The sequence below is a fragment of the Corynebacterium sp. HMSC08A12 genome (assembly GCF_001807485.1).
Classification (GTDB): Bacteria; Actinomycetota; Actinomycetes; order Mycobacteriales; family Mycobacteriaceae; genus Corynebacterium; species Corynebacterium evansiae.
Map to the genome: position 1 here is coordinate 129165 of NZ_KV789168.1, position 20931 is coordinate 150095.

Here is a 20931-nt window from a genome sequence, read left to right on the forward strand (position 1 = left end):
GGTTTAACTTTCCTTCTTGGGGGAAGGGTCAATGGTTCTAAGCGGAATATAGGTGGTGCAGACACCGTTGCCGTCGGCGATTGTCGCCAAAGGTTGGGTGTGCTGTCCCAGCAGCTCTGCAACCACCCGGTGCTCCGCCGCGCACAGTTCTGGGAACTCGTGAGCGACATCTTGGATCGGGCAGTGATGACGGCAAATCTGTACGCCACCGCCTGCGTGGCCGACAGTGGCAGCGTAGCCCCTCTCGGTCAATGCGTCGGCAATGGCCTGGGCCTTGGCGGCTACGTCTGCGTCGGAGTCGGAGACGTCCTGCAGCAGATCGTTGATGCGCTGAGCGGCGAAGTCCTCCACCGCTTCCTCTCCTCCTGCAGAGCGAAGAGCACGCAGAGCCAGCAAGGCGAGCGTGTCGTAATCATGTCCAAACTCCGCCCGGCCTTGGTCGGTCAGCCTGAAGAGCTTGGCGGGCCGTCCACGTTGCCCGGAACGAGGTGCCTCGACGACCTCGGCGAGGCCGTCGGAGACGATGTTGTCTAAGTGACGCCGAACGCCGGCGGCGCTTAGCCCAAATGCCTCGCTAATGTCCGATGCGCTCACCGGACCGTGGCGCAGCACATGCAGAAGAATGCGGTGCCGCGTGTCGTGCTCTGGAGTGGGCTGGGTTGCCCGCTCCTCAGATGTCCGTGCCACGCTAGTACCTCCTTTAGCTTCTGTTCGAGTGCGCCTGTGCAACTTAAAGTTGTGCCTACATGATTAGACAACAAAAGTGTGTCGTAAATATTCCCGCTTGTCTACTAAGGTAACCCTGCCTAACTCGCGGCCATCCTTGGAGCTATCTCTGTGGCGCTGGTCACGGCCATGGCTGAAGAAGATTGCTTGCGACATTCGGTAGTATCTGCACCTATGACTACCCCCACCTCAGCCACCCCGAGGGCCACCCCGAGCTCGTCTCGGGGGTCGCGTCTCTTGGCGCCCTGGCGGAGGTTCCAGGAGCAATTGCCCCACCTGGGCCTGGCGGGGTCGCGATCGGCACAGCTGCACTCGGAATCCGAGGGCGACAATGTGCCGGAAAGCTCCCTGCAGCTCCAGCCCCTGAGTCGCGCGCTTTCCATGCGGCTTTACGCTGCGGTATTCCTGGGAGCCCTCGGCACCATGCTGATCACGGTCGGCGGCCTGGGCGCCGGCGCGTTCCCCGTGATCCACAACCCCTATTGGGACTTCCCCGGCGTGAACACGCTGGCGCGGATGCTGCACTCCACCACCGTTTTGGTCTTCGTTGGCATCGGCTTCTTGGTCTACGGCTGGTTGCTTCTGTCTACCTTTGCTGTCTCCGCGCCCGGCAGGCCCAACCACCCGATCCCGGTGCGAACCTATTGGCGCACATTCTTCGTGTGGGTCACCCCGCTCATGGTCACCCCGCCACTGTTTACCCAGGACATCTACTCCTACCTGGCGCAGGGAGCGATCGCCGCGAGGGGCTGGGACCCCTACAGCGCCGGCCCCGTAGACCTGCTGGGTATCGACGACCCCCTGGCCCGTTCCGTGCCCCTGATGTGGGCGCACTCCCCTGCACCCTATGGGCCGGTGGCGCTGGGCTATAGCGGGGTCATCTCCATGCTCACTGACAACTCCATCATCCTCGGCATCGTGCTGCATCGGTTGGTGGCCATCCTGGGGCTGGCCTTAAGCGGCTGGGCTCTCGTACGCCTGGCACGGCGCTGTGGCGTGTCGAGTGGAGCTGCCTTGTGGCTGGGCGTGTTGAACCCGTTGGCGATCCTGCACCTGGTCGGCGGCATTCACAACGAGGCCGCCCTGATCGGCCTTCTGCTCGCAGGCATGGAGTTGGTGCTGCGCGGCGTGGATAACGAAGAGCGCCCCCTCACCAGCCGCTGGATACTAATCATCGGCGGTTTCGGCCTGATCACAATGGCCGGCTTGGTCAAAGTCACGGCTTTCATCGGCCTGGGCTTCGCCGGTGCCGCACTCGCCCGCTGGTTCGGCGGGCGCCTGCTGGATCTCTGCTCCGCCGCGAGTGTCGCCGTAGCCGTCGCGGTCGTAACGTCCGTCGCATTCTCCCTATTCACCGGTGTCGGTTTCGGCTGGATCACCTCCCAGGGTGGCGCTGCGGAGATCATCTCCTGGATGTCGATCACCACCTCCCTTGGGCTGTCCTCCGGGGCGCTCGGTGCCCTCTTGGGGCTGGGCGATCACACCGATTCGGCGCTGATCATCTTCCGCACCCTCGGACTGCTCGTGGGTGCGTTCTGGGTGGTTCGCATGCTGTGGGCCTCCTTCCGCGGCCGTATCCACCCCGTAGGCGGGCTGGGCGTGGCCACCCTCATCCTGGTGCTTTTCTTCCCCGTCGTGCACCCCTGGTACCTTCTGTGGGCGATTCTCCCCCTTGCGGCCTGGGCGAACAGGCGCGCGTTCCCCCTCACCGCCGTTATCTATTCGGTGGTGTTCAGCTTCTTCATCCTCCCCCGCGGACTTTCCCTGCCAACCTCCACGGTGATCTACATCTATGCGATGAGTCTCGTGTTCTTCCTGGTAGCGCTGGTGGCTCTGCGGGCTATGGCGGCCCACAACGCAGATCTGGCCGAGGCCCTGTCGTTTCGCTCCGATAAACTCCGGCGGGCAGTAGCCGCTGCTACGTAAAACGCTGCCAGGGGGCTAGACTTTCACATCATGACCACAAGACCTGAAACCCAGGCAACCCAAGCAGCCCCAGCACGGGCGAGCTCTCCCGTGCTTCAGCTCCGCGACGTAGTCAAGACCTACGGCGAGCGCCGCGCCGTCGACGGGCTGAGCCTCGAGTTGTCCGCCGGCCAGGTGCTCGCTCTCCTCGGCCCGAACGGCGCTGGCAAGACCACGACCGTCGAAATGTGCGAGGGCTTCATCCGTCCCACCGAGGGCACCATCCGCGTGTTCGGCAAGGATCCGGCCGTCGAGTCGGACGAGGTGCGCAGTCGCATCGGGGTAATGCTGCAAGGTGGCGGCGCGTACCCCGGAATCCGCGTGGGCGAGATGTTACGGCTGGTGGCGTCATACTCGAAAAACCCCTTGGATCCCGACTGGCTGCTCGAGACCGTCGGGCTGACCGGCCACGAAAAGACTCCCTACCGGCGCCTATCGGGTGGCCAACAGCAGCGCCTGAGCCTGGCCTGTGCACTGGTTGGGCGCCCCGAGCTGGTGTTCCTGGACGAGCCGACCGCCGGCCTGGACGCCCAGTCCCGCCTGGCGGTGTGGGATCTGGTGGCCTCGCTGAAGCGCGACGGCGTGGCGGTGGTGCTGACCACCCACCTGATGGACGAGGCCGAGGCGCTGGCCGACCAGGTGGTCATCATTGACTCCGGTCGCGTGGTCGCTTCTGGCACGCCCGAGGAGATGATGTCGAGCCGCGACCCGAATTCCACCGGTGCGTGGCTTGCGGTGCAGGTTGATTCCGACGCCGCACTCCCCGATGTCTCCGCGGCCATTGCCAAGCGCGCGGAGGTGCCGGTGACGGTGGACGAGCTGCGCCCCCGCCACTTCAGGATCGAGGCTGAGGAGCTGAGCCCGCAGTTGGTTGCAGCGGTGGCCGAGGCTTTCGCCGATGAGTCCGTGATGATCAGCCAGCTCGAGGTCAACAGGCAGTCGCTGGAGGACGTCTTCCTCTCTATCACCGGAAAGGACATCCGCTCATGAGTACCACCAGCCGCTTCGAGCCGGGGCTCTTTGCCCCCGCACCTCAGCAGGCGAAGTCCGGCGACATCGTAAAGGCCCAGGCCAAGATAGAATCGCTGCTCTTCTTGCGTCACGGGGAGCAGCAATTGCTCTCTATGGTCATCCCGCTGGGGCTGCTTATTGGTCTGACGCTGGTTCCCGGCGATGACGCATCCCACGCAGTCAGCCGCATCTTCCCCATGGCTTTGGCGATTGCACTGATGGGTGCGGGTTTCACGGGCCAGGCCATCGCGGTAGCCTTCGACCGGCGCTATGGGGCTCTGAAGCGCATCGGCGCGGCGGGTGTGCCCACCTGGGCGCTGATCGCGGGCAAGGTTGTCGCAGTGTGCATCGTGGTGCTGCTGCAGGTGTTGGTGCTATCCATCGCCTCATTCGCGCTGGGATGGCGCCCGGACATCGTGGGGTTGCCCGCGGCCCTGGTGACGGCGGTACTGGGGGTTGCGGCCTTCACCAGCCTGGGGCTGCTGCTGGGCGGCACCCTGAGCTCGGAGCTGGTGCTGGCGCTGGGCAACACGATCTGGTTCGTTTTGCTAGGTGCGGCTGTGTTCGCCACCATGGCAACCCCGGCCGGTGAAAACGTCAGTGCTTTCCTCATGGCCGTGCCCTCGGTGGCGCTAATGGAAGGCTTCCACACCGCAGTGGTTGCCGGTGGATTCAACTGGTTGGCGCTGCTGAGCCTGGCCGTGTGGGCCGTGATCGGCTCGGTCCTCGCGCTAAAGCTTTTCCGCTTCACCATGGAGAGCGACTAACGCAAGGACGGCTAGCGGCAATTAGCCCCGCCACGTGGGCTTCCGATAGTCTTAAAGGCGTGCTTGAGACTATGAAACAACGCGCCGCGGAGGAGAACAATCCCTTCGTCAGAGCGCTGCTGAAGCTGTACGCCTTTGCACATGCAGCCGACCGCAGGTTTGGCTTCCCTCGGCCCGTTACCGCCCCGACTATCCGGCGCCAGCGGCTCTTCGCCATCATCCTGTTGGCTTGCCAGACGGGAATTACCTTCACCGGCTCTTTGGTGCGCGTTACGGGCTCCGGTTTGGGCTGCGACACGTGGCCGCAGTGCCACCCGGGCTCCCTGTTCCCGGTTGCTGGCTCCGCGCCGTGGATTCACCAACTGATCGAGTTCGGCAACCGGACGCTGACATTCGTACTGATCATCGCCGCCCTGGTGTGCTTCATTTCCGTGGTGCGCGCCGCGCGCCGCTCTACGATTCTCCACCTGGCCTTCATCCAGGGCATCGGCATTATCGTCCAGGCCGTTCTGGGTGGCATCACCGTGCACATGGATTTGATGTGGTGGACCGTTGCCCTGCACTTCCTGCCCAGCATGCTGCTGGTCTTCCTGGCCGCGAAGCTGGTGGTGCGCATCGGTGAGCCCGACGATGGCGAGATGCAACCCCTGATGCCACGTCCCCTGCGCATTCTCACCGACGGATCCGCGCTGAGCCTGGCGATCGTCCTGATTACCGGCACCCTGGTGACCGGTGCCGGTCCGCACGCGGGCGACGAGGCGATTCTTCCGGAGCACCGTCTGCAGGTTCCGCTGATTGACATGGCGCACATCCACGCTGGCTTCATGTACCTCTACCTGGGCCTGACCGTTGGCTTGCTGGCAGGCGTGTTCGCACTGAACCTGGAGCACCGCATAAAAACGGCCTCCTACTGGGTGATCGCCGCGATCATTCTGCAGGCCATCGTCGGCATCATGCAGTACTGGCTGGGTGTCCCCCGCTGGTCGGTGCCGATTCACGTTATCGGCTCCGGGCTTACTACCGCGGCCACCGGCTTCCTCTGGGCTCTGAAGTACCGCTACAGCGGCGGCAACGCCAGCCTGACGGGCACGACGGCCGGTGACTGCCAGCGTCAGGAGACCGTCGACGCTTAAGACGGCTAAGATGCCGAAATATGACTCAGCCGACGCGCATGCCGCGCACCACCCTGAAATTCAACTCGGGGGTGGACACTCCATTGGTGCCCGGTCGGGGCGAACACTACTACTCCACTCCTAACCCGATGCGGGATAACAGCGGATGCTTTCAAGCCTTGAGCGTGGCGGGTCCTCCGCCATACTCACAGGAAATGCCATTACGTATTTCTATCCTCGTGGCAGCTGGACTCGTCGGTGTTGTCTTTACAGTCATCGCCCTCATGATGCCATTCGGTAGTGCACGCGGCGCAGGAGAATAGCTACTGCCTGGAAGAATGGCTGGATCGACTACTACCGGGCACCTCTCCAAGTGCTCTACCCGGATGGCTCGTTCCGGCAGATGCAGTCTTTTGAATTCGAGATGAAGGCCAGGCCCGACTGGTATCGCATGCGTTGCAATATGGCCTCATCGGCGCAAACCGCTGTCGCGAATAGTTGGAACAATAACGGATGGGCAATCGTCGGTATAAGTCGCCTTCCTGGGCAGACGCATGCCGAACTCGACCCCGGACTCACGCACCAACAGTGCGAAGCCATATTCAACCTCGCTGAACGCTACTGGCTCAGGACGGCTTGGTGATCTTAGTCGTGATGCTAGCCGAGCACAGCCTCGGCGAGCGTCTGCCACCCCAGCACCGCGTCCACGGAGAGCGCGACGAAGAGGATAGACAGGTAGTTGTTCGATAGGAAGAACAGCTGCATCGGCTTCACCGGCGTACCATTCTTCACTCCCTGGTGCAGCATGTGAGCCTTGATGATGAACCAGCCGCCGGAAATCAGTGCGGCAGCCAGGTAGATCCAGCTAGCCGCCGGAACCAGCAGGAGCGAAGTGATCACGGTCGCCCAGGTGTAGCCCAGGATCTGGCGCGTTACCTGCAGCGGAGGCTTGACCACGGGCATCATGGGCACGCCCGCGGCCTCGTAGTCTTCGCGGTAGCGCATTCCCAGAGCCCAGGTATGCGGCGGCGTCCAAAAGAAAATAATCATGAACAAAATGAGCGCCTGAACCCACGAGGACCACCCGGCGTGGAACGCACCGCCGTTGTTATCAGTGATGACGGCCCAGCCAACAATCACCGGCATGCAGCCAGCAGCGCCGCCCCAGATGACGTTCTGCCAGGTACGGCGCTTGAGCCACTTGGTGTAGACGAAAACATAGAACCAGTTCGTCAGCACGATAAATCCGGCGGCCAGCCAGGAGTGGCACAAGAAGCCCAGCCACAGCACAGAGGCAATCAGCAGCACCCAGGCGAAGACGCGGGCCTCCCCGACGGAGACGGTCTGGCGGGCAGTCGGACGGCGACGGGTGCGGCGCATCAGCTGGTCGATGTCGTGATCGACCACGTTGTTGAACGTGTTGGCCGCGCCAGCTCCCATCCAGCCGCCGATGAGAGTCAGGAGGATAAGGCCGAAGTTCACTTCGCCGCGCGCTGCCTGCAACATCGCAGGGATCGTGGCCACCAGCAACAATTCAATGACCCTGGGTTTGGTCAGTGCTAGATATGCCTTGGCCGTCTCAGCGAATGTCTTCACCGGCTGCCTCGCTTCCACCTTCTCGAATATTTTCCGAATCGCGTCTAACGCTACCCGAGCGCAGGGTGCAGGCCGAAACAGAGCCTGCACTCGCCCATCTACATATGGTCGTACGGGAGCTTCAAATAGTTCCCGCGGAGTGCAAGAAATTTTTGCCCCGAAAATCCGGCCTGCAACTGCGCCCACTAGCCACGGCGAACGTTTACGACCATTAGTATGTATGGGGTATTCGGCTTGATGAAGAAAGGCAACTGACAGTGACTCTCTCCCCAGAACAGCAGGCACTCACGGTGCGCAACTACCCGGCGGACTGGACGGAGACCGACACGCGCGCGGTCGACCTTGCCCGCGTACTGGCCGCAGACGCCGTGGAGAACTGCGGCTCGGGCCACCCCGGCACGGCAATGAGCCTGGCGCCGCTGGCATACACCCTGTACCAGCGCGTGCTGCGCCACGACCCGCAGGACGTGCACTGGGTAGGCAGGGATCGCTTCGTCCTCTCGGCTGGCCACTCCTCCCTGACCCAATACATCCAGCTGTACCTGGGCGGCTTCGGCCTGGAACTGGAGGACCTGCAGGCGCTGCGCACCTGGGACTCCAAGACACCGGGCCACCCGGAGGTGCACCACACCGACGGCGTGGAGATCACCACCGGCCCGCTGGGCCAGGGCCTGGCGTCCGCGGTGGGTATGGCGATGGCTTCCCGCCGCGAGCGCGCCCTGTTCGACCCGCAGGCTCCGGCCGGCGAGTCCCCCTTCGACCACTTCATCTACGTCATCGCTTCTGACGGCGACGTGCAGGAGGGCGTGACTTCCGAGGCTTCCTCCCTGGCAGGCACCCAGCAGCTGGGCAACCTCATTGTTTTCTGGGACGACAACGGGATCTCCATCGAGGACCAGACCGAGATCGCCTTCACCGAAGATGTCTCCGCCCGCTACGCCGCCTACGGTTGGCAGACCCTCGAGGTCACTGGCGAGGACGTGGAGGGCATCCTGGACGCAGTCGAGCGCGCCAAGGCCGAGACCTCCCGCCCCACCTTCATCCGCCTGCGCAGCGTCATCGCCTACCCCGCCCCGACGAAGATGGATACCGGTGCCTCCCACGGTGCTGCCCTCGGCGCGGAGGAGATCACCGGCATCAAGCAGGCCCTGGACTTCCCGGACGAGCCGTTCCCGGTGGAGGACAAGGTAATCGCCCACACCCGCGGTCTGATCGATCGTGGCGCGGAGGCGCACAAGCAGTGGCAGGTTCTTTTTGACGCCTGGGCGGAGAACAACCCGGAGAACAAGGCTCTGTTCGACCGTCTGTACTCCCGGGAGCTTCCGGAGGGCTTCGACGCCGAGGTTCCCAGCTGGGAGGCCGGCGAGTCCCTGGCTACCCGCAAGGCTTCGGAGGCCACCCTGCAGGCTCTGGGTAAGACCCTGCCGGAGCTGTGGGGCGGTTCCGCTGACCTGGCTGGCTCCACCAACACCATCATCAAGGGCTCCCCGAGCTTCGGCCCGGAGGCCATCAGCACCCGCAACTTCACCGCGGAACCGGGCGGCCGCAACCTGCACTTCGGTATCCGCGAACACGGCATGGTCGCCATCCTGAACGGCATCGCCCTGCACGGCCCGACTCGCCCGTACGGCGCAACGTTCCTGCAGTTCTCCGACTACGCCCGCGGTGCGGTGCGCCTGGGCGCACTGATGAAGTCGGATGTTTACCACGTGTGGACGCACGACTCCATCGGCCTGGGTGAGGACGGCCCCACCCACCAGCCGGTCGAGCACCTGGCCTCCCTGCGCGCCATCCCCCACCTGGCGGTTATCCGCCCGGCGGACGCTAACGAGACCGCTGCCGGCTGGGTGGCTGCCCTGCAGGCCGAGGAGTCCCCGAAGGCTCTGGTCTTGACCCGCCAGAACGTCCCCGTGTTGGAGGGAACCCAGGACAAGGCTGCCAAGGGCGTGGCTCGCGGCGCCTACGTGCTGGTCGAAGAATCGACGGACACCCCGGAGGTCATCCTGCTGGCCACCGGCTCCGAAGTACAGCTGGCCGTGGAGGCCGCCAAGGAGCTGGAGAGCCAGGGCGTGGGCACCCGCGTGGTCTCCATGCCGGTCATGGAGTGGTTCCTCGAGCAGGATGCCGAGTACCAGGAGCAGGTTCTGCCGAGCGACGTGACGGCTCGCGTCTCCGTCGAGGCCGGCATCTCCATGCCGTGGCACCGCTTCGTCGGCCTGAACGGCCGCACGGTCTCCCTGGAGCACTACGGCGCTTCGGCGGACTACCAGACGCTCTACCGCGAGTTCGGCATCACTTCCGAGGCAGTCGTCGCCGCTGCGCACGACTCCATCGCGGCGAACAAGTAAACCCCACAACCCCACCCCCACCCCCACAGCAAGGACTGATTCCTTATATGAGCACCCCCGCCAACATCGACGCACTTGCACAAGCCGGCACCTCTGTGTGGCTGGACGACCTGTCCCGCGACCGCCTGCGCTCGGGCAACCTCGCCGAGGTCATTGAGAACAAGGGCGTGGTCGGCGTGACCACGAACCCGGCCATCTTCGCCAACGCGATGTCCCAGGGCACGGCTTACGACGAACAGCTCCGCGAGCTCGCCGCCGCTGGCACCCCTGCCGAAAGCGCAGTGTTCGAGATGGCGGCGGACGACGTGGCGGACGCCTGCGACGTCTTCCTGCCCATTTACGAGAAGACCGATGGTGTGGACGGCCGAGTCTCCCTCGAGGTGGATCCGCGCCTGGCCAACGAGCGCGAGGCCACCGTCACCCAGGCCAAGGAGCTGGCTGCGAAGGTGGGGCGCGAGAACCTGATGATCAAGATCCCCGCCACGCAGGAATGCCTGCCCGCCATCACCGACGTGCTGGCCGAGGGCATCAGCGTGAACGTGACCCTGATCTTCTCCGTCAGCCGCTACATCCAGGTGATGGAGGCATTCATCGCCGGTATTGCCCGCGCCGCCGAAGCCGGCAAGGACCTCACCAAGATCCACTCCGTGGCCAGCTTCTTCGTCTCCCGCGTGGACACCGAAATCGACAAGCGCCTGGATGGCATCGGCACCGACGAGGCCAAGCAGATCAAGGGCAAGGCCGGCGTGGCCAACGCGCAGCTGGCCTACGCCGCCTTCGAGGAGCGCCTGCTCAACAACCCCGACTGGACCGCGCTTGCCGATAAGGGAGCGCACGTTCAGCGACCATTGTGGGCGTCCACCTCAGTAAAGAACCCCGAGTACCCAGACACCCTGTACGTGACCGAGCTGGCCGGACCGCGCACCGTGAACACGATGCCGGAGAACACTTTGGACGCAACGATCGACCACGGCGAGATCCGTGGCGATTCGCTCAGCGGCACGGCGGAGGATGCACGCGAAGTGTTCGCTCGCCTGGACGCGGTGGGCGTAAACCTGGCCGAGGTGTGGGCCGTGCTGGAGGACGAGGGCGTGGAGAAGTTCGTGGCCTCCTGGAACGAGCTGCTGGGCACTCTCTCCGCGCAGCTAGAAGCCAAGTAGCTCAGCGAGCGCAGCACCCACCCCTACCAACTAAAGAAAAGACTAAAGAAAATAGGACTTTAGACAAGTGCAACTTCCCTTTTCCGCCGAGGAATGGCGCAACCCGTTGCGCGACGAACTGGATAAGCGCCTGCCGCGCATCGCCGGCCCCTGCGGCCTGGTGATCTTCGGCGTGACCGGCGACCTGGCGCGCAAGAAGCTGCTGCCCGCCGTCTACGACCTGGCGAACCGCGGCCTGCTGCCACCCGGCTTCAGCCTGATCGGCTACGGCCGCCGCGACTGGTCGAAGGAGCAGTTCGAGGAGCAAGTCCTGGAGTGCGTCAAGGATCGCGCGCGCACCCCGTGGCGCCAGAACGTGTGGGATCGCCTCGCCGAAGGCATCTTCTTCGTCACCGGCGACTTCACCACCGATTCTGCTTTTGACGCCCTCGCAGAGAAGACCCGGGAGATCGACAACGCGCGCGGCACCGCCGGCAACTGGGCTTATTACCTGTCCGTCCCGCCGGACCACTTCCCTAGCGTGTGTCACCAACTCGAGCGCTCTGGGCTGGCCAAGCCGGATCCGGAGCTGGGAGAGCTGCACAACGGCTGGCGTCGCGTGGTCATCGAGAAGCCCTTCGGCCACGACGAGCAGTCGGCCCACGAGCTCAATGAGATCGTGAACAGCGTGTTCCCGGAATCCAGTGTGTTCCGCATCGACCACTACCTGGGCAAGGAGACGGTGCAGAACATCCTGGCGCTGCGCTTCGCCAACCAGCTATTCGACCCAATGTTCAACGCGCACTACGTGGACCACGTGCAGATCACCATGGCCGAGGACATCGGCCTGGGCGGACGCGCTGGCTACTACGACGGCATCGGCGCGGCCCGCGACGTGATTCAGAACCACCTGCTGCAGCTGCTGGCGCTGATCGCCATGGAGGAGCCGGTGACGTTCAACCCGGAGGAGCTGCAGGCAGAAAAGGTGAAGGTGCTGCGCGCGACCACCCCGGTCGGGCCTTTCGCACAAACCACGGCCCGCGGGCAGTACACCTCTGGCTGGCAGGGCTCGATCCCGGTCAAGGGGCTGCGCCAAGAGGACGGCTTCGACCCGGAGTCCACCACGGAGACCTACGCTGCGGCGACCTTCGAGATCTCCTCCCGCCGCTGGGCCGGGGTGCCGTTCTACCTGCGCACCGGCAAGCGCCTGGGGCGCCGCGTGACGGAGATCGCCATCGTGTTCAAGGAGGCTCCGCACCTGCCGTTCGGCCCGGGCCAGACCACGGCCCAGGGCAACAACATGCTGGTCATCCGCGTGCAGCCCGAGGAGGGCGTGCTGGTGCGCTTCGGCTCCAAGGTGCCGGGCTCGGCCATGGAAGTTCGCGACGTGAACATGGACTTCAGCTACTCCGAGTCCTTCACCGAGGAATCCCCCGAGGCCTACGAGCGACTGATCCTGGATGCCCTGCTGGACGAGGCGAGCCTGTTCCCCACCAACGAGGAAGTGGAGCTCTCCTGGAAGATCCTGGATCCGATCCTGGAGCACTGGGCCCTCCACGGGCGCCCGGAAGACTACCCCGCCGGCACGTGGGGGCCGAAGGGTGCCGAAGAGATCCTGTCCCGGTCCGGGCGGCAGTGGCGTCGCCCCTAAAACCTTTTTCGTTCCCCCACCTACCCCTCCGACCGCGCGAGGAGCGCTCACTAAACGCCCATGATCATCGACCTTCCGAACACCAAGACCAAAGACATCGAGCGGCGCATCCGCGCGCTGCGTGAGGAACGCGGCGACGTCACGAGCGGGCGCGTGCTCACCCTCATCGTCGTCACCAGTGAGGACGACGATCTCGACCGCATCATCAGCTCCACCCACGACGCTTCCCGCGAGCACCCCGCCCGCGTGATCGTGCTGGTCACGCACCGCAGCGAGGAGTCTTTGCTGGACGCGCAGCTGCGCATTGGTGGCGATGCCGGGGCCTCCGAGATCATCATCATGCACCTGCACGGCGAGCTGTCCGCCAACCGCGCCTCCGTCGTGACTCCCCTGCTGCTGCCCGATACCCCGATCGTGGCCTGGTGGCCTGGCACTGGCCCGCGCAACCCGGCCTCCGACCCTATCGGCGCGCTGGCGACTCGCCGCATCACCGACTCGCTGACGGACGAGGACGAGGATGCCCTCTACCGCCGCCGCATGACGTACACCCGCGGAGATTCGGACATGGTGTGGAGCCGCATCACGCTGTGGCGCGGTCTGCTAGCCTCCGCGCTGGATCAGCCGCCGCACCACCCGATCGTGTCCGCCGAGGTGTGGGGGCCGAAGCACGATCCGTCCGTGGACATTGCAGCCGGCTGGCTGGCGGAGCGCCTGGATGTGCCGCTGACCAGGCACGTTACGGTCGATGGTCGCTATGGCGAGGACGCGGAAGGCAATCGCCTGATCTCTATCGAGAAGGCGGTGCTGTACCGCCAGGTGGGAGCCATTGAGGTTGAGGTTGTTGACGCCAACACGGTTTCGCTGACCGTCGGCGACCAGAAGTCCATGGTCACCCTCGGCAGGCGTGCACTGGCCGATTGCCTGGCCGAGGAGCTGCGCCACCTAGACCCGGACTACGCCTTCGGGCATGCCCTCCGCGGCCTGGTGCGCGTGAACCGCCCGGACCGCGGTCCCCGCACCTCCCAGTATCGTGGCGTGCAAACCCCTGGGCCGCAGGAGGACAAGCTGGACCGCTGGACCTCCCGCGATGCCCGCGAAACCTATAACACCTTTGATGGTCAGGAGTCTCTACGATGAAGCCCACGCAGAATAACCGCCGCACCTCAGTTATCAGCGACAAGACGGGGGTGGAGCTGCGCCCCCGCGACAACAAGCAGGACCTGGCAACCGCCGCGGCCCGCGAATTCATCAACACCGTGGCGGAGCTGCAGCGCACCGGCGACACCGTAACGGGCGACGGCATCGTCCGCGTGGTGCTGACCGGCGGCGGTGCGGGCATCGCCACCCTGGCGGAGATCGCCGCCCTGGACCATGCGGCGCAGCAGACGGCAGAGGACTTCCCAGTCACCGCGATTGACTGGTCCCAGGTGTATGTCTTCTTCGGCGACGAACGTTTCCTGGCCGCCGGCGACCCGGAGCGAAACGACAAGCAGGCCTTCGATGCCCTGCTGCGCCACGTGAACATCCCCTCGCTGAACGTATTCCGTGTTCCGGCCCTGGCCGCCGGCGAGGAGCCTGACGGCCCGGCGCTGGACGCCGCCGCGGAGTTCTACGGCAAGACGGTGGACCAGGTGGCTCCCGAGGGCTTCGACATTCACCTGCTGGGACTGGGGCCGGAAGGGCACATCAACTCGCTGTTCCCGCACACCGACGCGCTACTGCACGCCGAGGGTTCGGTGGTTGCGGTGCGCGAGTGCCCGAAGCCTCCAGCGGAGCGCATTAGCCTGACCATGCAGGCGGTGAACCGCTCCCGGCAGGTGTGGCTGCTGGTCAGCGGCGAGGAAAAGAAAGAAGCTGCGGGCCAGGTGTTCAACGGCGGCAATGGCGCCGAATGGCCCGCAGCTTTGGCCTCCGGTACGGAGACGACGCTGCTGTGGGTTGACGAAGCCGCCAACCCGCTGCTTTAAGTTGTGTAAGCGGTCTGGCTTTTAGGCCAGGCCGTAGTGCAGAACCAGGTTCAGGCCGATCAGGGCCAGCAGCCAGATCACTGCGGTGCCCACGGTCAGGCGATCCAGGTTCTTCTCCGCCACGGTGGAACCGGACAGGTTGGACTGCATGCCGCCACCGAACAGGCTGGACAGGCCGCCACCCTTACCCTTGTGCAGCAACACGGAAAGGCCCATCAGCAAGCTGGTGACAACCAGGATGATCTGCAGCGTTAGGATCAATGCCCTACCCTCAACTCTTCTGTAGAAATCGACTAACTAAAACTTTCAATTAACACCACGAATTTACCCGCTGTGGCCCCCGCGTGACAACCTGCCACGCGGGGTGAGGTGTTCTAACCCGAGTTCCGCAGCGCGGTGGCCAGACCGTTCATCGTCAGCTGGATGCCGGAGCGCACGCTATCGGAATCGTCGCCGGCACGGAAGCGGCGCAGCAGCTCCACCTGCAGCAGGTTCAGCGGCACCAGGTACGGGAAGCGGTTGCGCACGGAGCTGACCAGCTCCGGGTTGTCCGCCAGCAGGGTTTCCCGCTCGGTGATCTGCAGGAACATCTCCACGGTCAGCTTGTACTCCTCGACGATCACGCCGAAGATCCGCTCCGCCGCTTCCCTATCGCCCACCAGCTCGGAGTACAGCTGCGCAATGGAAAGGTCCGCCTTCGACATCACCTGGGCCATATTAGAAAGCACCGAGTCGAAGAAAGGCCAGCGCCTGTGGAGCTCCCGCAGGTAGTTGAGGCGCGAGGTGGCGTCACCAGAAACAGAAGAACCATCCTCGATCCAGCGCTTCAGGGCGCTGCCCACGCCGAACCAACCGGGCAGCATCACGCGCGACTGCGACCAGCTGAGCACCCACGGGATGGCGCGCAGATCCGAGACCGCGGTGGTCTGCTTGCGCGAGGAGGGGCGGGAGCCGATGTTCAGGCTGCCGATCTCCGCCAGCGGCGTTGAGGTTGTGAAGTACTCGATGAAGCCCGGATCCTCGTGCATCAGTGCGGAGTAGGCCTTCCGCGACTCCTCCGCGATCTGGCGCATGGTCTCGAAGGCCACGTCCGGGTCGTTGAGGTCGTCGACGGGCAGCAGGCTGGCCTCCAGAGTGGCGGCCACGAGAGCCTCCAGGTTGCGAGAGGCGTTGGCGGGATCGCCGTACTTGGCGGAGATGATCTCGCCCTGCTCGGTGATGCGCACCGCACCCTGCACTGCGCCCTTCGGCTGCGCCAGGATCGCGTCGTAGGAAGGGCCACCGCCGCGGCCGACGGTGCCGCCGCGGCCGTGGAACAGGCGCAGGAACAGCCCGGCCTCGCGGGAGGCCTCGACCAGCGCCAGCTCCGCGTCGTAGAGCGCCCAGTTGGCGGCGAAGTAGCCCCCGTCCTTGTTGGAATCGGAGTAGCCCAGCATGATCTCCTGGATATCCCCGCGCCCTGCCACGTAGTTGCGGTACAGCGGCAACTGCCAGAGCTGGCGCATGATGTCCGCCCCACCAGCGAGGTCGTCGATGGTCTCGAACAGCGGGATGATGTCCACGGATCCCTGCGGGTGTTCGCCGTTCGCCTGGATCAGCCCGACTTCCTTGAGCAGGATCATCGGTTCGATCACGTCGGAGACGGACGAGGCCATCGAGATGATGCAGTGCGGCACCACCTCCGCGCCGAACTTCTTGGCAGCCTTCGCGGCCGCGCGGAAGATGCCGAGCTCGCGGGCGGTCTCTTCAGACCATTCGGCCTCCGGGTCGGAAAGGGGGCGCGGGCTGGCCAGCTCGGTTAGCAGCAGCTCCACCTTCGCGTCCTCGTCCAACTCGGCATAGTTCTCCGCCACGCCCGCGCGGGCGAAGACTTCCGTCAGCACGTTCTCGAAGCTCTCGGAGTTCTGGCGCAGGTCCAGCGAGTACAGGTTGAAGCCGAAGGTCTCCACGGCTTCCCGCAGATCCGCCAGGGTGTGATCGGCCAGCAGGTCGTCCATGGAATGGCGCAGGGCCTGATCCACCGTGTCGATGTCCGCCAGCAGTTCCGTCGGGTTGGCATAGGGCTCGTGGCCCTTGTGGATGCCTCCGGAGACCACCGGCTCTCCCAGGGTGTGCTTGGCCGTGGCAGCCACGCGCCCACGCATACCGTGGAGGGCGCGGCGGAAGGGCTCGTCTACGCGGGAGGGCACGTCGTTGCGCCCACGGTCGGCCAGTTGCTCCAGCGCTTCGGTCGTGTCGATGAACTTGGAGGACAAGCTGAGCTCGTGCTCCAGCGCGTAAATGGTCTTCTGGTAGTGGTCGAAGATGGTCCGCGCTGCGAAGGTTGTGGCTATGCCCACCGTTTCCGCCGTCACGTACGGGTTGCCGTCGTGGTCACCACCGATCCACGAGCCGGGGCGCACGACCGCGGTGCGGGGCACCGCGTCTCCGTACTGCTCCTTCATGTGCTCGTTCACGCGGCGGTTGATGGCCGGAATCTCGCTGAGCAGGCTAATGCCGTAGTAGCGCAGCCCCACCTTGATCTCGTCCTCGATGCGCGGACGCACGCTGCGGATCAGGGAGGTCTGCCACAGCAGCGTCATCCGGCGGCGGATCACCAGCTCGATCTCGGCCAGCTGGCGGGCAGAACGTACCGAATCGGGGTTGAGCTTCAGCTCCTTGAGCACACGTGCGCGCCGCCGCATCATCTTCATGATGTCGGTCTGCACGTCAAACACGGTCCGGCGGCGGGTTTCCGTCGGGTGCGCCGTCAAAACGGGCGCAACCAGCGCGTTCGCCATCGTCTCGGCGACCTTCTCCCCCGGCACCTCGCGGTTGTGCAGCTCCTGCCAGGTGTAGGCCAGCGTGGAGCGCGGCGCGGTGTTACCGCGGTCCTCCTCGAGGTCGCGCACCCGCTCGACGTACAGGTCTTCCGCCAGGTTGGCCATCAACGCGAAGTGCGAGAACGCGCGGATGACGGGCAGTGCCTTCTCGGTCGGCAGGGTGTTGAACTGCTCGGCGAGCTCCTCAATAGGCATCTCGCCATAGCGCAGGTCAAACGCCGCGCTGCGGGTGTTTTCGATGAGGTTGAATGTGTAGTCGCCCTCCTGCTCGCGGATCACCTCGCCCAAGATGCGCCCCAGGTAGCGGGTATCGTCCCGCACCGTTGGACTGATCTCGGGGTGGGCGATCTCTTCGGGAGCGACGGGAATTGCTGTGCCGCGGATCGTGTCTTTGCTCATCTCTATCGCTTCTTAAGCGGTTGCCTTAGCCGCTGCGGCAGCCAGACGGGCAAAGTCTTCGCCGTCTAGTGACGCCCCGCCGACCAGACCGCCATCGACGTCAGGCTGGCTGACCAGCTCCCCGACGGAGTCGGTCTTCACGGAACCGCCGTAGAGGATGCGGATGCCACCGGCAACCTCCTCGCCCGCCAGCTCTGCTACGAGCTCGCGGATGGCGTGGCAGACTTCCTGCGCGTCCTCGGCGGAGGCCACCTTGCCGGTGCCGATCGCCCAGACCGGCTCGTAGGCGATGACCGTCTTGGCCAAATCTTCCGCGGACAGGCCGGCCAGGGAGGCCTTGGTCTGCTCCTTGACGAACTCGACGTGCTCGCCCTTCTCGCGGACGTCCAGCTGCTCGCCGACGCACACGATCGGCTGCAGCTCGTTGTCCAGCGCGGCGCGTGCCTTGGCGGCGACAATCTCGTCGGTCTCCCCGTGGTACTGTCGGCGCTCGGAGTGGCCGACGATGGCCCAGGTGCAGCCGAGCTTCTTCAGCATCGTGCCGGAAACCTCGCCGGTGTAGGCGCCGGAGGCGTGCTGGGAGACGTCCTGGCCGCCGTAGGTGATGGCCAGCTTGTCCCCGTCCACCAGGGTCTGCACGGAGCGGATGTCGGTAAAGGGCGGGATGAAGGCCACGTCAACGGCCTCGTAGTATTCCTTCGGCAATGCGAAGACGAACTTCTGGACGACCTGCATGGCCTCCAGGTGGTTCAGGTTCATCTTCCAGTTGCCGGCAATCAGGGGCTTGCGTGCGGTCATGAAAGTCTATGCCTCTCTAGTTCTTTCTAGATGGTTGCTGCTCGGAGCAGCTTGTTCTTGTTGCAAACGTCGGAGGGGGGGCTGCTTAGCTTTCCAGCACGGAAACGCCGGGCAGCTCCTTGCCCTCCAGGAACTCCAGGGAGGCGCCGCCACCGGTGGAGATGTGAGAGAAGCCCTCCTCGTCCAGCCCCAGGGTGCGTACAGCTGCAGCAGAGTCGCCGCCGCCCACGACCGAGAATGCACCGGCAGCGGTGGCGTCAATAATCGCCTGAGCAACACCGCGCGTACCCTCAGCGAACGCAGGGAACTCGAATACGCCCATCGGGCCGTTCCAGAAGACGGTCTTGGAGTTGGAGAGGACTTCGGCGAAGGCCTTGACGGACTCCGGGCCGATGTCCAGACCCATCCAGCCCGCCGGGATGGAGTTCAGGTCGACGGTGCGGTGTTCAGCGTCCTTGTCGAAGCGCTCTGCGACCACAACGTCGGTGGGCAGCGCGATGACGTCGCCGAAGCGCTCCAGCAGATCCTTGCAGGTGTCGATCATGTCTTCCTGCAGCAGGGAGCCGCCGACCTCGTAGCCCTTGGCAGCGAGGAAGGTGAAGCACATGCCGCCGCCGATGATGAGGTTGTCCACGCGCGGGGCGAGGGCCTCGATGACGCCCAGCTTGTCAGAGACCTTGGAGCCACCCAGTACGACGGCGTAGGGCTTCTCCGGGTTCTCCGATACCTTGCGCAACACGTTCAGCTCGGCCTCCACCAGGCCGCCGGCATAGTGCGGCAGCTTCTTGGCCACGTCGTACACGGAGGCCTGCTTGCGGTGAACCACGCCGAAGCCGTCGGAGACGAAGGCACCGTTGTCGCCGGTCAGGGCTGCCAGCTCGGCGGCGAACTCGGTGCGCTCGGCCTCATCCTTGGAGGTCTCGCGGGCGTCGAAGCGGACGTTTTCCAGCAGCAGGATGTCACCGTCGTCCAGGCCGTTGGCGCGCTCGTGGGCATCCTCGCCGGTGACGTCGGTGGCCAGCGGTACCCACTGGTCCAGGCGCTCGGCGAGAGCCTCGGCGACAGGAGCCAGGGAGAACTCCTCCTTGAACTCGCCCTTCGGGCGGCCCAGGTGGGCGGAAACGACGACGCGGGCGCCGGCTTCCAGCAGAGCCTTCAGGGTCGGGACGGAGGCATCGATGCGACCCGGGTCGGTGATGTTGCCGTCGGACAGCGGGACGTTCAGGTCAGCGCGGACCAGGACGTGGCGGCCCTGTACGCCCTCGTTGATCAGATCTTGAACGGTCTTGATGGCCATGGGAAGCTCCTTAAATTTTCTGCTGGGGTTGATTCTTATGGGGTTAAAGCGGGTTTGTATGAATAAGAGAAAACGGGTCGACTCGATCGGCGCGACGCGCTAACGTGCGGCGATCGGAGCCGAACCCGTCATTGTCCTAAAACGTCCTAAAGGGACTTTCGGCCGGTAAGCGGCTTAGAGGCGCTCGCCGACGTAGGTGGCCAGGTCGACCAGGCGGCAGGAGTAGCCCCACTCGTTGTCGTACCAGGAGACAACCTTGACCTGGTTGTCGATGACCTTGGTCAGGCCGGAGTCGAAGACGGAGGAGTGCGGGTCGCCGACGATGTCGGTGGAGACCAGCGGAGCGTCGTCGGAGTACTTAGCGATGCCCTTCAGCTCGTTCTCGGCAGCCTTCTTCAGCGCAGCGTTCACGGCCTCGACGGTGACCGGCTTCTCAGCCTCGAAGGTCAGGTCGGTCAGGGAGCCGGTGATAACCGGAACGCGGACTGCGTAACCGTCCAGCTTGCCCTTCAGCTGCGGCAGAACCAGGGAGACGGCCTTTGCAGCACCGGTGGAGGTCGGAACCAGGTTCACGGCTGCGGCGCGGGCGCGGCGCAGGTCCTTGTGCGGAGCGTCGTGCAGGCGCTGGTCACCGGTGTAAGCGTGGACGGTGGTCATCAGGCCCTTGACGATGCCGAATTCCTCGTCCAGGGTCTTGGCCAGCGGAGCCAGGCAGTTGGTGGTGCAGGATGCGTTGGAGATGATGTGGTGGTTCTCCGGGTCGTAATCGGTGTGGTTAACACCGACGACGAAGGTAGCGTCCTCGTTCTTCGCCGGGGCGGAGATGATGACCTTCTTGGCGCCGGCTTCGATGTGAGCCTTGGCAGCCTCAGCGTCGGTGAAGAAGCCGGTGGACTCGATGACGATGTCCGCGCCCAGCTCGCCCCACTTCAGGTTCTTCGGCTCACGCTCAGCGGAAACGGCGATGCGCTTGCCGTCGACGGTGATGGACTCGTCGTCGTACTCGACCTCTGCGTCCAGGCGACCCATCACGGAGTCGTTCTTCAGCAGCACGGACAGGGTCTTGTTGTCGGTCAGGTCGTTGATGCCGACGACCTCGATGTCAGCGCCCTGGGAACGGATAGCGCGGAAGAAGTTGCGGCCGATGCGGCCAAAGCCGTTAATGCCAACACGGATAGTCATAAGTTGATCTCCTAAACAGAGCGTCTACATTTACTTCGATCTAGACGCCAAGGCCCACGGCTCAATAAACCAAGCCCTCGACCCTCACGCCGACACTTCCGAGAGTACCTGCGCCCCACCAGCTTCGCAGGGATTACTAACCCTTTGGGGA

Annotated in this window: 16 protein-coding genes; 9 read left to right on the forward strand and 7 right to left on the reverse strand. The window is 64.6% G+C overall.

Annotated elements, in window-relative coordinates:
* Positions 1-3: 3 nt before the first annotated feature.
* Positions 4-687 carry a helix-turn-helix transcriptional regulator gene (locus HMPREF3166_RS02505; RefSeq protein WP_035003908.1) on the reverse strand — a complete coding sequence of 228 codons (684 nt, stop codon included), beginning with the start codon at positions 685-687 and terminating at the stop codon, positions 4-6.
* 213 nt (positions 688-900) lie between these two features.
* On the opposite strand from HMPREF3166_RS02505, the gene mptB reads away from it, so the two are divergent.
* The 4 genes from mptB (at position 901) to HMPREF3166_RS02525 (ending at position 5602) form a co-directional block, all read left to right on the forward strand.
* Positions 901-2652 carry a polyprenol phosphomannose-dependent alpha 1,6 mannosyltransferase MptB gene (mptB, locus tag HMPREF3166_RS02510; RefSeq protein ID WP_070487501.1) on the forward strand — a complete coding sequence of 584 codons (1752 nt, stop codon included), beginning with the start codon at positions 901-903 and terminating at the stop codon, positions 2650-2652.
* Between the two features lie 30 nt (positions 2653-2682).
* On the forward strand, positions 2683-3681 hold the full coding sequence (locus tag HMPREF3166_RS02515) for an ABC transporter ATP-binding protein (RefSeq protein WP_035003903.1): 999 nt from the start codon (positions 2683-2685) through the stop codon (positions 3679-3681).
* Entirely contained in the window at positions 3678-4469 is a 792-nt protein-coding gene (locus tag HMPREF3166_RS02520) for an ABC transporter permease (protein ID WP_035003901.1), read from the forward strand. Before HMPREF3166_RS02515 ends, HMPREF3166_RS02520 begins: the two co-directional genes overlap by 4 nt.
* A gap of 71 nt (positions 4470-4540) precedes the next feature.
* The gene (locus HMPREF3166_RS02525; protein ID WP_035003899.1) at positions 4541-5602 is read left to right on the forward strand and encodes a COX15/CtaA family protein; all 1062 of its coding nucleotides are present in this window, start codon (positions 4541-4543) and stop codon (positions 5600-5602) included.
* Positions 5603-6238: 636 nt separating this feature from the next.
* Here HMPREF3166_RS02525 and HMPREF3166_RS02535 read toward each other — a convergent pair.
* Positions 6239-7195 carry a heme o synthase gene (locus HMPREF3166_RS02535; protein ID WP_237746259.1) on the reverse strand — a complete coding sequence of 319 codons (957 nt, stop codon included), beginning with the start codon at positions 7193-7195 and terminating at the stop codon, positions 6239-6241.
* Between the two features lie 239 nt (positions 7196-7434).
* Here HMPREF3166_RS02535 and tkt point away from each other — a divergent pair, with 239 nt between their 5' ends.
* The 5 genes from tkt (at position 7435) to pgl (ending at position 14282) form a co-directional block, all read left to right on the forward strand.
* Positions 7435-9525, forward strand: a complete 2091-nt coding sequence (tkt, locus tag HMPREF3166_RS02540; protein WP_070487503.1) for a transketolase — start codon at positions 7435-7437, stop codon at positions 9523-9525.
* 47 nt (positions 9526-9572) lie between these two features.
* Positions 9573-10685 (forward strand): transaldolase, encoded by a 1113-nt coding sequence (gene tal / locus HMPREF3166_RS02545; RefSeq protein ID WP_070487504.1) that lies wholly within the window; start codon positions 9573-9575, stop codon positions 10683-10685.
* A 67-nt stretch (positions 10686-10752) separates the two neighbouring features.
* Positions 10753-12315: a glucose-6-phosphate dehydrogenase gene (gene zwf, locus HMPREF3166_RS02550; protein WP_035003887.1), complete on the forward strand. Its 1563-nt coding sequence runs from the start codon at positions 10753-10755 to the stop codon at positions 12313-12315.
* A gap of 60 nt (positions 12316-12375) precedes the next feature.
* Positions 12376-13452: a glucose-6-phosphate dehydrogenase assembly protein OpcA gene (locus HMPREF3166_RS02555; protein ID WP_070487506.1), complete on the forward strand. Its 1077-nt coding sequence runs from the start codon at positions 12376-12378 to the stop codon at positions 13450-13452.
* Positions 13449-14282 (forward strand): 6-phosphogluconolactonase, encoded by an 834-nt coding sequence (pgl, locus tag HMPREF3166_RS02560; protein ID WP_070487508.1) that lies wholly within the window; start codon positions 13449-13451, stop codon positions 14280-14282. The genes HMPREF3166_RS02555 and pgl overlap by 4 nt, the downstream gene beginning before the upstream one ends.
* 21 nt (positions 14283-14303) lie before the next feature.
* Here pgl and secG read toward each other — a convergent pair whose 3' ends face one another.
* The 5 genes from secG to gap all read right to left on the reverse strand — a co-directional run bounded on the left by secG (position 14304) and on the right by gap (position 20780).
* The gene (gene secG, locus HMPREF3166_RS02565) at positions 14304-14543 is read right to left on the reverse strand and encodes a preprotein translocase subunit SecG (RefSeq protein ID WP_035003882.1); all 240 of its coding nucleotides are present in this window, start codon (positions 14541-14543) and stop codon (positions 14304-14306) included.
* 113 nt (positions 14544-14656) lie between these two features.
* Positions 14657-17503 carry a phosphoenolpyruvate carboxylase gene (gene ppc / locus HMPREF3166_RS02570; protein WP_070487510.1) on the reverse strand — a complete coding sequence of 949 codons (2847 nt, stop codon included), beginning with the start codon at positions 17501-17503 and terminating at the stop codon, positions 14657-14659.
* A gap of 12 nt (positions 17504-17515) precedes the next feature.
* Positions 17516-18301 (reverse strand): triose-phosphate isomerase, encoded by a 786-nt coding sequence (gene tpiA / locus HMPREF3166_RS02575; protein WP_070487512.1) that lies wholly within the window; start codon positions 18299-18301, stop codon positions 17516-17518.
* A gap of 85 nt (positions 18302-18386) precedes the next feature.
* Positions 18387-19598: a phosphoglycerate kinase gene (gene pgk / locus HMPREF3166_RS02580; RefSeq protein WP_049049961.1), complete on the reverse strand. Its 1212-nt coding sequence runs from the start codon at positions 19596-19598 to the stop codon at positions 18387-18389.
* 174 nt (positions 19599-19772) lie between these two features.
* A complete protein-coding gene (gene gap / locus HMPREF3166_RS02585; RefSeq protein WP_005294824.1) occupies positions 19773-20780 on the reverse strand; it encodes a type I glyceraldehyde-3-phosphate dehydrogenase in 1008 nt (335 codons plus the stop codon).
* Between the last annotated feature and the right edge of the window lie 151 nt (positions 20781-20931).

Bases quoted from the DNA above. Each gene is read 5' to 3' on its own strand.
- tpiA (WP_070487512.1), bottom strand. From the start codon at position 18,301: ATGACCGCACGCAAGCCCCTGATTGCCGGCAACTGGAAGATGAACCTG.
- pgk (WP_049049961.1), bottom strand. From the start codon at position 19,598: ATGGCCATCAAGACCGTTCAAGATCTGATCAACGAGGGCGTACAGGGC.
- gap (WP_005294824.1), bottom strand. From the start codon at position 20,780: ATGACTATCCGTGTTGGCATTAACGGCTTTGGCCGCATCGGCCGCAAC.
- tal (WP_070487504.1), top strand. From the start codon at position 9,573: ATGAGCACCCCCGCCAACATCGACGCACTTGCACAAGCCGGCACCTCT.
- HMPREF3166_RS02520 (WP_035003901.1), top strand. From the start codon at position 3,678: ATGAGTACCACCAGCCGCTTCGAGCCGGGGCTCTTTGCCCCCGCACCT.
- ppc (WP_070487510.1), bottom strand. From the start codon at position 17,503: ATGAGCAAAGACACGATCCGCGGCACAGCAATTCCCGTCGCTCCCGAA.
- HMPREF3166_RS02525 (WP_035003899.1), top strand. From the start codon at position 4,541: ATGAAACAACGCGCCGCGGAGGAGAACAATCCCTTCGTCAGAGCGCTG.
- HMPREF3166_RS02515 (WP_035003903.1), top strand. From the start codon at position 2,683: ATGACCACAAGACCTGAAACCCAGGCAACCCAAGCAGCCCCAGCACGG.
- mptB (WP_070487501.1), top strand. From the start codon at position 901: ATGACTACCCCCACCTCAGCCACCCCGAGGGCCACCCCGAGCTCGTCT.
- pgl (WP_070487508.1), top strand. From the start codon at position 13,449: ATGAAGCCCACGCAGAATAACCGCCGCACCTCAGTTATCAGCGACAAG.
- HMPREF3166_RS02555 (WP_070487506.1), top strand. From the start codon at position 12,376: ATGATCATCGACCTTCCGAACACCAAGACCAAAGACATCGAGCGGCGC.